The sequence below is a fragment of the Luteibacter sp. KNZ12-1A genome, assembly GCF_056755675.1.
Genome location: NZ_JBPGXU010000115.1, coordinates 1 through 11,748, shown reverse-complemented (window position 1 = coordinate 11,748; position 11,748 = coordinate 1). Strand labels below are relative to the sequence as shown.

Annotated in this window: 12 protein-coding genes; 11 read left to right on the top strand and 1 reads right to left on the bottom strand. The window is 64.8% G+C overall.

Features of this window, described 5'->3' with window-relative positions; translation table 11 throughout:
• A partial coding sequence (locus tag ACR9ZJ_RS16945) for a LacI family DNA-binding transcriptional regulator (RefSeq protein WP_481288407.1) occupies positions 1–479 on the bottom strand: 479 nt, incomplete at its 3' end.
• 391 nt (positions 480–870) lie between these two features.
• Between ACR9ZJ_RS16945 and ACR9ZJ_RS16940 the strand changes: the two genes are divergently transcribed.
• From ACR9ZJ_RS16940 to ACR9ZJ_RS16890, 11 genes are all read left to right on the top strand, one after another.
• Positions 871–2,061 carry a Gfo/Idh/MocA family protein gene (locus ACR9ZJ_RS16940; protein WP_481288406.1) on the top strand — a complete coding sequence of 397 codons (1,191 nt, stop codon included), beginning with the start codon at positions 871–873 and terminating at the stop codon, positions 2,059–2,061.
• Complete coding sequence (locus ACR9ZJ_RS16935) at positions 2,058–3,263, top strand: nucleoside permease (RefSeq protein ID WP_481288405.1); 1,206 nt, start codon at positions 2,058–2,060, stop codon at positions 3,261–3,263. The genes ACR9ZJ_RS16940 and ACR9ZJ_RS16935 overlap by 4 nt, the downstream gene beginning before the upstream one ends.
• A 16-nt stretch (positions 3,264–3,279) precedes the next feature.
• Entirely contained in the window at positions 3,280–4,155 is an 876-nt protein-coding gene (locus tag ACR9ZJ_RS16930) for a sugar phosphate isomerase/epimerase family protein (RefSeq protein WP_481288404.1), read from the top strand.
• A gap of 10 nt (positions 4,156–4,165) precedes the next feature.
• On the top strand, positions 4,166–5,857 hold the full coding sequence (locus ACR9ZJ_RS16925; protein WP_481288403.1) for a GMC oxidoreductase: 1,692 nt from the start codon (positions 4,166–4,168) through the stop codon (positions 5,855–5,857).
• Positions 5,858–5,867: 10 nt separating this feature from the next.
• The gene (locus ACR9ZJ_RS16920) at positions 5,868–6,458 is read left to right on the top strand and encodes a gluconate 2-dehydrogenase subunit 3 family protein (protein ID WP_481288402.1); all 591 of its coding nucleotides are present in this window, start codon (positions 5,868–5,870) and stop codon (positions 6,456–6,458) included.
• Position 6,459: 1 nt separating this feature from the next.
• A complete protein-coding gene (locus ACR9ZJ_RS16915) occupies positions 6,460–7,515 on the top strand; it encodes a sugar phosphate isomerase/epimerase family protein (RefSeq protein WP_481288401.1) in 1,056 nt (351 codons plus the stop codon).
• Positions 7,512–8,420: a hydroxypyruvate isomerase family protein gene (locus tag ACR9ZJ_RS16910; protein WP_481288400.1), complete on the top strand. Its 909-nt coding sequence runs from the start codon at positions 7,512–7,514 to the stop codon at positions 8,418–8,420. The genes ACR9ZJ_RS16915 and ACR9ZJ_RS16910 overlap by 4 nt, the downstream gene beginning before the upstream one ends.
• Before the next feature lie 20 nt (positions 8,421–8,440).
• Complete coding sequence (locus ACR9ZJ_RS16905) at positions 8,441–9,217, top strand: 3-keto-disaccharide hydrolase (protein ID WP_481288399.1); 777 nt, start codon at positions 8,441–8,443, stop codon at positions 9,215–9,217.
• An 84-nt stretch (positions 9,218–9,301) separates the two neighbouring features.
• A complete protein-coding gene (gene metF / locus ACR9ZJ_RS16900) occupies positions 9,302–10,132 on the top strand; it encodes a methylenetetrahydrofolate reductase [NAD(P)H] (protein ID WP_481288398.1) in 831 nt (276 codons plus the stop codon).
• A gap of 62 nt (positions 10,133–10,194) precedes the next feature.
• A complete protein-coding gene (locus ACR9ZJ_RS16895; protein WP_481288397.1) occupies positions 10,195–10,707 on the top strand; it encodes a DUF4124 domain-containing protein in 513 nt (170 codons plus the stop codon).
• Between the two features lie 94 nt (positions 10,708–10,801).
• Entirely contained in the window at positions 10,802–11,719 is a 918-nt protein-coding gene (locus ACR9ZJ_RS16890) for a branched-chain amino acid transaminase (RefSeq protein WP_481281578.1), read from the top strand.
• The last annotated feature ends 29 nt before the right edge of the window (positions 11,720–11,748 follow it).

Below are 11,748 nucleotides of genomic sequence, written 5' to 3'. Positions count from 1 at the left end.
CCCCCCGCGACGTTGTCGACGTACACGCTCGATATGGCGCTGTCCTTGACGTATTCGCAGGCGTTGACGAGCGGCAGACGGCCCTCGATGGGGATCGCCGGCACGCGATGGAACATGGTGATGATGCCGTCGGCCTGCCGGGCCGCGACCATGTCGGCATAGGCCTGTTCGCGCACGAGACTGCTCTGCGTCTCGCCCAGAAGCACGGAGTACCCATTCTCGTAGGCGACCTGCTCGATACCTCGGATCACTTCCGAGAAGAACGGGTTGGCGATGTCGGGAAGCAGGGCGACGATCAGCCGCGTCCGCGCGGTCCGCAGGTTGCGCGCAAGCGCGTTGGGCGTATAGCCGAGACGTTTGACGACCTCATGGATGCGCTGACGCGTTTTCTCGCTCACGATTTCAGGCCGTTGCAGTGCGCGCGAAACGGTTGCCACTGAAACCTTTGCGATGGCGGCGATTTCCTTCACCGTGCGCACGCGGATGGGCTGCGGCGCAACATCGGTGCGCTGGCCATTGCCGCCTTTCCGCTTTCGCCTGGATTCCTCTGTACTCACGCGTTTTCCATCCCTTTGCCTGCCCGAGGCGTTCCGCACGATAACAGCCGGCGACGCTTTGAATATGTTGCATTGCAATGTAATGGATTACATAAAACCGTTGCAGGCTTCTTCACCCGTCTGATACATATCTTGGCATGTTCAGGGCTCTCGACGATGGGCGGCCCGGGGAAATCACGGATTCGAAGCAGGCGAAAGCCTTCTGGTCCGCATGCCACAGGGATGTAATCGAATACATTTTCGGCGGCAAGAGGTCGCTGAGGGAAGCCATGGCAAGCCAGTCGATATCGAAAAGCGGCAGGACCATCGACCGATGAGGCTCGGCATGGGACTCGTCGGCCCCGGCTTCATCGCCGCGCATCATCTCGATGCCGTACGGCGCCTGGGCGACGTCGAGGTGGTCGGCATCGCCGGCTCCAGCTTCGAATCCGCGAAAAAACGGGCACGCGAGTTGAATGCCGGCCAGGCTTATGCGGGTTACCGGGAACTGCTGGCCGATCCCGCTGTGCACGTGGTGCACAACACCACGCCGAATCACCTGCACCGTGAAGTCTCGCTGGCGGCGCTGCGCGCCGGCAAGCACGTGATCTCCGACAAACCCCTGGCCGCCACGATGCAGGAAGCGCGAGAGCTTTACGAGGCCGCGCGCGACGCGAATCTCGCTCATGTCGTCACGTTCAACTACCGAGGCTATCCGCTCGTGCAGCAGGCACGCGCGATGATCGCCAAGGGCGAGATCGGCAAGAGCGTGTTCGTGCACGGTTGCTACCTGCAGGACTGGCTCACCGATGAGCGCGCTTACACGTGGCGCCTGGACCCCAAGCTGGGCGGTGCCAGTTCCGCGCTCGGGGATATCGGCTCGCACTGGTGCGACCTGGCCGAGCACGTGACGGGCGCGCGCATCGCCGCGGTACTGGCCGACCTGCACACGGTGGTGCCCGTGCGCGAAGCACCGGACGCCTCGACGAAAGCCTTCACGGGCGCGGCGGCGACCGCCGGGAAACCACGTGAAATCACCAGCGAAGACCTGGCCAGCGTGCTGCTTCGTTTCGACAACGGTGCGCGCGGTTGCGTCACCGTCGGCCAGGTGCTCCCCGGCCACAAGAACGACCTTCGCCTGGAGGTCAACGGACGCGAAGGCTCGGTAGCGTGGCGCCAGGAACAACCCAACGAACTCTGGATCGGGCATCACGCGAAGGCGAACACGACGCTCACGCGCGATCCCGCGCTCCTGGACCCTTCCGCCCGGGCTTATGCACACCTGCCCGCTGGTCATCCCGAGGCCTGGGCGGACGCGTTCCGCAACGTGATCTCCGACGCCTACGCGTGGATCCGCCAGGGCGCCACGCCGGAAGCGAAACCCATCGCGCTGTCCACGTTCGCCGACGGCTACCGCAATAGCCTCCTGGTGGACGCCATGCTCAAGAGCCATGCCGCCGGGGGCGCATGGCAGTCGATCGAAGACCCTTTCGAGCCCACACGTACAACGAGGAAACGCGGATGAAATGGCGCCTTAGAGTGATGATGTTGTTCGAATTCGGAATCTGGGGCGCATGGTACGTCACCGTCGGCACCTGGCTCGGCAAGACGCTGCATTTCACCGGCACGGAAATCGGTGCCGTCGCGGGCACCACCGCCATCGGCGCGATCATCTCGCCGCTGTTCGTGGGGTTGCTCGCCGACCGCCTCTTCGACACGCGCCGGGTGCTCACCCTGTTGCACCTCATTGGCGCCGTCCTGCTCGCGGTCGCCGCGCAACAGACCACGTTCGCGCTGGTATACGCTCCCCTGCTGGCTTACAGCCTCTGCTACATGCCGACCCTGGCTCTCACCGCCTCGCTCGCCATGCGCCACATCAAGGACCCGCAGGAAGAATTCGGTGCCATCCGGGTGTTCGGCAGCATCGGCTGGATCGTGGTGGGCCTGGTCGTCGGTGCGTGGGGCGTGGAAGCCACGGCATCTCCCCTTCTCCTGGCGGCCGGCCTTTCGGTCGTGATGGCGGGCTACTGTTTCACCCTGCCCCCGACGCCGCCGCTGGCGCGCCATACGCGCTTCGAGATGCGCCATGCGCTGCCGCTCGAATCGCTGCACCTGCTCCGTGGGCGCTCGATGGCGGTGTTCGCCCTCGCCTCGTTCCTGATCTGCATCCCGCTGCAGTTCTACTACGCGTTCACCAACCTGTTCCTCAACGAGGCCGGCGTGGCCAACGCCGCCGGCAAGATGACCGGCGGGCAGATGTCGGAGCTGTTCTTCATGCTCCTCATTCCGTGGTTCTTCCGGCGCCTGGGCGTGAAGTGGATGCTCGCCGTCGGCATGCTCGCCTGGGTGCTGCGTTATGCCATGTTCGCCTTTGGCGGCACCGGAGAGCTGATGTGGATGCTCTGGCTGGGCATCATCCTGCACGGCGTCTGCTTCGACTTCTTCTTCGTGGTGGGCCAGATCTACATCGACCGTGAAGCCCCGCCCGCGCTGCGCGCGGCAACGCAGGGGTTGATCACCTTCCTGACCTACGGCCTGGGCATGTTCGTCGGTTCATGGCTGTCCGGCGTGGTGGTCCAAACCTATACGCGAAGCGACGCGACGCACGACTGGCACGCCATCTGGCTCATTGCCGGCGCCTTCGCCGCCTTCGTTTTCGCCCTCTTCGTCGTGCTCTTCAAAGACCGCAAGGCCACCGCGGACGCCGCCGTCGCCGTCACCCCCTGATTCGGGAGAACCGTTCATGATGAATCGCAGGCAGTTCCTCGCGCGTTCCGCGCTGTGTGGCACGGTGTTGGGGCTCGGCCTCGGCGCACCGGGAAAGCTACTTGCCGCCGCATCGAAGGGCAAGGGACTGGGCATCCAGCTCTACATGGTGCTCGACGCCTATAAGAACGACCCCGTCGGTACGCTCCACACCCTGAAGTCGATCGGCTATACGGAGATCGAAGCCATCGTCACCAGCACGGCCGCGACCCTGCGCGATCAACTGAAGGAAGCCGGCCTGGGCTGCCCGAGCATGCACTTCGACAGCCTCGGTTTCGAGGCCGGCATCGAAGCCGCGCATACGCTCGGCGCCCGGTACATCGTCAGCAGCATGTTGCCCTCGATCATGCAGAAGGAAGCGAACAAGCCGGGCGAACCGTCTTATTCGCTCGACGACGCCAAGCGCACGGCCGAGTATGCGAACCGCCTGGGTGAGAAGGCCAACAAGGCCGGCCTCCAGTACGCATATCACAACCACCACGCCGAGTTCACCGACGTGGGCGGCGGGCAGGTGTTCTACGACGTACTGCTGAAGGAAACGGACAAGAAGCTCGTGCAGTTCGAACTCGACTGCGGTTGGGTCGCCGCCGGCGGCAAGAATCCGGCCGACTACTTCAAAGCCAACCCGGGTCGCATCCCGCTGATGCATGCGAAGGATTTCCTGCGCGGCGATCACAAGGATTACCCGGGCGCCGAACTCGGCCACGGCAAGCTCGACTACAAACCGATCATGGCGGCAGCCGACACCTCCGGACTGAAGCATTGCTTCGTCGAACAGGAAGGCCCGTACGCCCGCATGAGCCCGCTCGACGCCGCGCGCGTCGATTACGACTACCTGCGCCCGTTGCGCTGAAGGGAAAGGCATGGGAAAGAACACATTCGACGCCATCGTCGTCGGTACTGGCGTCAGCGGTGGCTGGGCCGCCAAGGAACTCACCGAGAAGGGCCTCAAGACGCTCGTGCTCGACCGCGGCCCGATGGTCAAGCACGGCGATTACCCCACGGCCATGAAGGCACCGTGGGAACTGCCCTACGGGGACGAACCGACGCAGGAAGACATCGCTCGGTGGCCCAAGCATACGCGCCCCTCGTTCTACGGCATCACCCAGTCCACCAAACACTGGTTCGCCGACGACATCGACAACCCGTACGAGGAAACCAAGCCGTTCGACTGGTTCCGCGGCTACCACGTCGGTGGACGTTCGCTGATGTGGGGCCGGCAGAGCTATCGCCTCAGCCCGATGGACTTCGAGGCGAACGGCAAGGAAGGCGTAGGCGTGGATTGGCCGATCCGCTATGAAGACCTCGCGCCGTGGTACGACCACGTCGAGCATTTCATCGGGGTCAGCGGCAACACCGATCACCTGGCCCAGCTGCCGGATGGCGATTTCCTGCCACCCATGGAGCTCAACTGCGTCGAAAAGGACTTCCAGGCGAAGCTGGACGACAAGTTCGACCGCAAGCTCATCATCGGCCGCACCGCCAACCTCTCCGCACCGCTGAAACACAACCAGAGCCCGCAACGCGCGACCTGCCAGTATCGCAACCTGTGCATGCGTGGATGTCCCTTCGGCGGCTACTTCAGCAGCAACTCGTCTACCCTGCCTTCCGCCGAGCGCACGGGCAACATGACGATGGTGACCAACGCCATCGTCTACGAGCTGATCTACGACAACGACAAGGGCAAGGCCACCGGCGTGCGCGTACTGGATGCGGAGACCGGTCACCAGACCGAATACTTCGCCCGGGTGATCTTCATGTGCGCGTCCACCTTCGGCACCTCGCACATCCTACTGAACTCGACGTCGAGCCGCTTCCCCAACGGCTTCGGCAACGACAGCGGCGAACTCGGCCACAACATCATGGACCACCTGTTCGGCACCGGCGCACGCGCCACGGTCGACGGCCATGAGGACCGCTATTACTCCGGCCGACGCCCCAACGGCTTCTACATTCCCCGCTATCGCAACATCGGCAAGGACAAGCAGAAGTACCTGCGTGGTTTCGGCTTCCAGGGCGGCGCTGGCCGCCAGGACTGGACTCGCCTCGTCGACCAGCAGGTGCTGGGTGAAGAGCTCAAGCGCGCGGCCCAATCCCCCGGTCCCTGGTATGTCTCGATGATGGGCTTCGGCGAAATGCTGCCCTCGCACAAGAACTTCGTGACGCTCGACCGCGACCGCAAGGACAAGTACGGCCTGCCCGTCCTCAATTTCGATGCCGCGCACCAGGAAAATGAAATCATGCTCGGCAAGGCGATCATCGACGACGCGATGGAGATGCTCGCCGCCGCCGGCTATCGCGAAGTGAATTCCTTCAAGATGAAGGCCAACGTCGGCGCCGGCATCCATGAAATGGGCACCGCACGCATGGGCCGCGATCCGAAGACCTCGGTGCTCAATGGCTGGAACCAGATGCACGCCTGCAAGAATGTCTTCGTGACCGACGGCTCGGCCATGACCTCGTCCGCCTGCCAGAACCCGTCCCTCACTTACATGGCGCTGACCGCACGCGCGGCCAACCACGCCGTGGAAGAACTCAAGCGCGGCAACCTCTGAGGATCTCGTCATGAATCGTCGCGAATGGTTGAGAAGCATGTCCGCGCTGGCCGTCGGCGCCATCGCGGGCCCGTCCTTGCTGGCGGTGTTCGACGCGCACGCCACGTCGCAGAAGCCGGATGCGAAGCCACAGTTCTTCGATCCGGCGCGGTACAGCCTGGTCGGCGCCGTGTCGGACATCGTGATCCCGCGTACCGATACCCCCGGAGCGGTCGATGTGGGCGTGCCGTTGTTCATCGACCAGATGTTCGTGGCCGTCTACACCAAGGCCGACCGGACGCGCTACCTCGGCGCCATGGCCGCCTTCGAGAAAGCCGCCGGCAAGCCCTTCCTCCAGCTCGACGATGCGCAGCGCAAGGCGCTGGTGACCAGGCTGCATGCCGAAGCGTTGGCCGTGCCCAGGGGCGGCAAGCCGGCGCCCGCGGCCGATTTCGTGCTGATGAGCAAGAAGCTCGCGATGCTGGGTTTCTTCCTGTCGCAGCCGGGTTGCACCCAGGTGCTCCAGTACGCCCCCGTCCCCGGCGCCTGGAAAGGCGATATCCCGTTGGCCGAAGCGGGCAACGGCAGGGCCTGGGCAGTAGAGACCGAACTGAAGATCTGACATGAAGACACTCAAGGGTCCAGGCATCTTCCTCGCCCAGTACGCATCGGACGAGGCACCGTTCAACACGCTGCCCGACATCGCCCGCTGGGCGTCGTCGCTCTCTTTCGTCGGGGTCCAGATCCCATCCAACGACCGCCGCCTGTTCGACCTGGAGCAGGCGGCGGCGAGCAAGACGTACTGCGACGACATCACAGGCATGCTCGCCGAACACGGCCTGGCGGTGACCGAACTGTCCACGCACCTGCAAGGGCAACTGGTGGCGTCGCATCCCGCGTACGACCGCCTGTTCGACGGTTTCGCTCCCCCGGCGCTACGTGGCCATCCGCAGCAGCGCCAGGAGTGGGCGGTACGGCAACTCAAGCTCGCGGCCACGGCAAGCAGGAACCTCGGCCTGACCGCGCATGCGACGTTCTCCGGCGCGCTGGCCTGGCACCTGTTCTATCCATGGCCGCAGCGTCCGGCAGGGCTCGTCGACGAAGCCTTCGCGGAACTCGGCAAGCGTTGGAAACCGATTCTCGATGCCTTCGACGAGGTCGGTGTCGACGTCTGCTATGAACTCCATCCCGGTGAGGACTTGCACGACGGCGCCACCTTCGAGCGATTCCTCGACGCGGTCGACCACCATCCGCGCGCCAACATCCTCTTCGATCCAAGCCACATGGTCCTGCAACAGATGGACTACCTGCGGTTCATCGACCATTGCCACGAACGCATTCGCGCCTTCCACGTGAAGGACGCCGAGTTCCGGCCCAGCGGACGCTCCGGCGTCTATGGCGGCTACCAGAACTGGATCGACCGCCCCGGGCGTTTCCGTTCGCTTGGCGACGGGCAGATCGATTTCGGTGCGATCTTCAGCAAGCTCGCGCAATACGACTATCCGGGCTGGGCGGTGCTCGAATGGGAGTGCTGCATCAAGGATGCGCAGCAGGGCGCGAAGGAAGGCGCTCCCTTCATCCGCGACCACATCATCAAGGTGACCGAGCGTGCCTTCGACGATTTCGCTTCGACAGGCAGCGACGTTAGGTTCAACCGCCAGATCCTGGGGCTCGAATGAGCACGCCCGAAGACACGACCGACCTCGGCCGCCGTAGCGCATTGGGCCGCCTCGCCACCGCCGCGGCGGTCGTGGGAGCGGCGCCCCTGCTCGCTTCCGCCAGCACCGCCGGAAAAACCAGTTCGCCGAGGGCTCCTGGCGGGCGATTGAGGCAGTCGCTGAGCCGCTGGACATCCAAGGCGCCTCTTCCCGAGCTATGCAAGCGCCTGAAGGCCATCGGCTTCGTCGGCGTCGATCTTCTCCATGCGGACGAATGGTCGGTGGTAACGGGCAACGGGATGGCGGTATCGATGGGCTATCCCTCCAGGCGGGACAATTTCATCGAAATGGGCTTCAACGATCCGGCGAACCATGCCACGCTGATCGAGGAAATCGAGACCACGATTCCCCTCGCCAAGCGCGCAGGCGTGACCAACCTGATCACCATGTTCGGCAACCGCAAGGACGGCATCGACGATCGGCGGGCCATCGACAACTGCATCGCCGGGCTGTCGAAGATCGCACCGTACGCGGCGGAGAACGGCATCACGCTCTGCCTTGAACTGCTGAACAGCAAGGTGGACCACCATGGGTACCAGGGCGACAGCACCGCCTTCGGCGTGGCGGTGGTCAAAGGCCTCGACTCACCCAACGTCAAGCTGCTCTACGACATCTATCACATGCAGATCATGGAAGGCGACGTGATCCGCACCATCCGCGACAACATCCAGTGGATCGGTCACTTCCATACCGGCGGCGTGCCCGGCCGCCACGACATCGACGGCACGCAGGAACTCAACTACCGTGCGATCGCCATGGCCATCGCGGACCTGAACTACCGGGGCTTCATCGCGCATGAATTCATGCCGTCTCGCCCGGATCCCTTCGACTCGTTCGCCGAGGCATTCAGGACGTGCGCGGTATGACCTCTTGCCCCGGAATACCCATGAAACACTTCGGCTCGACAACTCTTGCCTTCCTCACCCTCGTCTTCGTCGGCTCGCAGTGCGCATGGGCGCAGGACGATCCGAAGGCGACGGAGCAATGGGAGCCGGTGCCCAGGCTCGTCACGCCGGGAGCGAAGGAAAACATGCCGCCTTCCGATGCGGTCGTGCTCTTCGATGGTCGTGACCTTTCCGGCTGGGAGGCGTCGAAGGATCACTCTCCCGCCCGCTGGAAAGTGCACGACGGCGTGGTCACCGTCGACAAGGCCACCGGCAACATCCAGACGCGGCGACGTTTCCGCAACTACCAGCTGCACCTGGAATGGCGGATACCGAAGGACATCACCGGTGAAGGCCAGGCACGCGGTAACAGCGGACTCTTTCTCGCCTCCACGGGCCCCGGCGACGAGGGCTATGAAATCCAGATCATGGATTCGTGGGAAAACAAGACCTACGTCAACGGACAGGCCGCGAGCATATACAAGCAGACGGCGCCCCTCGTAAACGCGGCGCGGCGCCCGGGCGAATGGCAGAGCTATGACGTCGTCTGGACGGCGCCGGTCTTCGCCGCCGACGGCTCGGTGAAATCGCCGGCGTACGTCACGCTGTTCCATAACGGCGTGCTCGTGCAAAACCACACCGAGCTTTCCGGCGAGACCTTCTACATCGGCAAGCCCAGGTACAAGGCCTATGCCGATGCGCCCATCAAGCTACAGGCGCACGGTGACCACTCCCAGCCCATCAGCTTCCGGAATATCTGGGTGAGGCCGCTGGACTGAATCGGCGCCCCCTCGAATGTCACGGACATCTTTCCATCTGGATGGAAAGATATTTATACTGCGGGCATCCACGCGAGATCGCCCATGCCCGCCATCAGCTTCGAATTCTTCCCGCCCAAGACCGACGAACAGCGCGCACAGCTCGATGCGGCGGTCGTCCGCCTCAAGGCGCACGCGCCGGACTATGTGTCGGTGACCTTCGGCGCGGGCGGGTCGACGCTCAGCTACACGGACGACACGGTGAAGCGCCTGCGTGCCGAGCACGACCTTTCGGTGGCGCCACACCTGTCCTGCATGGGTGGCACGAAGGCCGAGATCGCCGCGTTGCTGGACACCTACAAGGCCACCGGCTGTCGCCGCATCGTCGCCCTGCGCGGCGACCTCCCTTCCGGCATGGCCACCCCTGGCGACTTCCGCTACGCGGCGGAGCTGGTCGCCTTCATCCGTGAACACAGCGGTGACCATTTCCATATCGAGGTCGCGGCCTATCCGGAAACCCATCCCCAGGCCGAGAATGCGCTGACCGACCTCAGGCACTTCAAGGCCAAGGTCGACGCGGGCGCCAATGGCGCGATCACGCAGTACTTCTTCAACGCCGATGCCTACTTCCGTTTCGTGGACGACGTGGCGAAGCTGGGCGTGCAGGTGCCGATCGTGCCGGGCATCATGCCGATCGCCAATTTCAGCCAGTTGCGCCGGTTCTCCGAGCAATGTGGTGCGGAAATCCCTCGCTGGATCGTGAAGCGCATGCAAGCCCACGGCGACGACGCGGCCGCGGTGCGCGACCTGGGTGCCGAGGTGGTGGCGGAACTGTGCCAGCGCCTGCTCGACGGCGGTGCGCCCGGGTTGCACTTCTACACGATCAACCGCGCGCGGGCCACGACCTCCGTGCTGGAGCGGCTCGCCGCGCGATAAACGTGCACGCCATCACCCTTTGGTGAGGCGCCCCCGGAGATGATGGCGCACCGCTCGCCACCGTGTTCCGCTCCGTGATCCGCGCCATCGTCCTGCTCCTGCTGCTTTTCCTCGCCCTGCCCGCCGCCGCGCAGACCGCGATCCATCGCTGTGTCGGACCCGATGGCCGCCCCGTCTTCAGCGACCAGCCATGCACCAGCGTTGGCGCCACGTCCGTCATGCCTGCGGCGGTGTCCTCCGCATGGGCGGCCGCGGCGGACGGCCCCTCCGCCGGCCTGCTCTGCGCGAAGGATCTCGCCGAGTTACGCGACGGCGTGGCGCAAGCCTTCGCCTCCCGCAGCGCTAACCGCATCGGCGGCCTGATCCTGTGGAACGGCTACGGCAGCGGCGGCACGGTCGACAGCCTGCGCTCCATGGAACTGTTGGTACGGCAACCCCTGGTCTCGCTCGAAGGCAGCGAAGGCGGCGGCCTCGATGCGGTGACCGCGGGCCCGGGGGGCGATGGATCGACCCGCCGCGCGCATTTTGGCGTGGTAAGGGATTCCGGCTGCCTGTGGCTGCGGCCCCCGGGCTGAGACGGAAGCCCCATCCGCCGCCGCACTGACGCGACGCGCCATGTGGGCGGCGGCCGTACCCGTTATCATGGGCGGTCCCCTCCGGAGCGTACCCATGTCGCAGAACTACCCCGATTGGATCTGGCAGAACGGGCAGATCAAGCCCTGGCGCGAGGCCACCGTCCACGTGATGGCGCACGCGCTGCACTATGGCTCGTCGGTGTTCGAAGGCATCCGCAGCTATGAGACACCCGATGGCGCCGCCATCTTCCGCCTCACCGACCACCTGAAGCGCCTCTTCCTCTCGGCGAAGATCTACGACATCGAGATCCCGTACTCGGTGGACGAGCTGGCCGATGCCTGCCGCGACGTCATCAAGAAGAACGACCTCAAGGCCGCCTACCTGCGCCCCGTGGCCTTCCGCGGCCTGGGCGGCTTCGGCCTCTCGGCCGAATGCCCCACCGACGTGGCCGTGGCGACGTGGCCCATGGGCCCTTATCTCGGGCCAGAGGCGCTGGAAAACGGCATCGACGCCTGCGTATCGAGCTGGCAGCGCTTCGCACCCAACACGATCCCCGCCGGCGCCAAGGCCGGTGGCAACTACCTTTCCGGCCAGCTGATCGCGCGCGAGGCGCGCCGCCTGGGCTTCGGTGAAGGCATCGCGCTGGCCTCGACGGGCCTGCTCAGCGAAGGCGCGGGCGAGAACCTTTTCCTGGTCTTCGACGGCGTGCTGCACACCACGCCGGCCAGCGCCTCGATCCTCACCGGCATCACCCGCCACACGCTGATGACACTGGCACGCGAGGAAGGCATCGACGTGGTCGAACGCGACCTGCCGCGCGAGTACCTCTACCTCGCCGACGAAATCCTCATGTGCGGCACGGCGGCCGAAGTCACGCCGATCCGATCCGTGGACGGCAAGAAGGTCGGCAGCGGCAAGGGCGGCCCGATCACCCGCCGCCTCCAGGAACTCTACTTCGGCCTGTTCACCGGCAAGACCGCCGACCGCTGGGGTTGGCTGGAGCCGTTGTAACCCCCTGGGCCTGTCTCTTATACACATCT

What these genes read in the sequence shown, in the direction of transcription:
- ACR9ZJ_RS16940 (WP_481288406.1), top strand. Translation starts at nt 871, where the DNA reads ATGAGGCTCGGCATGGGACTCGTCGGCCCCGGCTTCATCGCCGCGCAT.
- ACR9ZJ_RS16935 (WP_481288405.1), top strand. Translation starts at nt 2,058, where the DNA reads ATGAAATGGCGCCTTAGAGTGATGATGTTGTTCGAATTCGGAATCTGG.
- ACR9ZJ_RS16930 (WP_481288404.1), top strand. Translation starts at nt 3,280, where the DNA reads ATGATGAATCGCAGGCAGTTCCTCGCGCGTTCCGCGCTGTGTGGCACG.
- ACR9ZJ_RS16925 (WP_481288403.1), top strand. Translation starts at nt 4,166, where the DNA reads ATGGGAAAGAACACATTCGACGCCATCGTCGTCGGTACTGGCGTCAGC.
- ACR9ZJ_RS16920 (WP_481288402.1), top strand. Translation starts at nt 5,868, where the DNA reads ATGAATCGTCGCGAATGGTTGAGAAGCATGTCCGCGCTGGCCGTCGGC.
- ACR9ZJ_RS16915 (WP_481288401.1), top strand. Translation starts at nt 6,460, where the DNA reads ATGAAGACACTCAAGGGTCCAGGCATCTTCCTCGCCCAGTACGCATCG.
- ACR9ZJ_RS16910 (WP_481288400.1), top strand. Translation starts at nt 7,512, where the DNA reads ATGAGCACGCCCGAAGACACGACCGACCTCGGCCGCCGTAGCGCATTG.
- ACR9ZJ_RS16905 (WP_481288399.1), top strand. Translation starts at nt 8,441, where the DNA reads ATGAAACACTTCGGCTCGACAACTCTTGCCTTCCTCACCCTCGTCTTC.
- metF (WP_481288398.1), top strand. Translation starts at nt 9,302, where the DNA reads ATGCCCGCCATCAGCTTCGAATTCTTCCCGCCCAAGACCGACGAACAG.
- ACR9ZJ_RS16890 (WP_481281578.1), top strand. Translation starts at nt 10,802, where the DNA reads ATGTCGCAGAACTACCCCGATTGGATCTGGCAGAACGGGCAGATCAAG.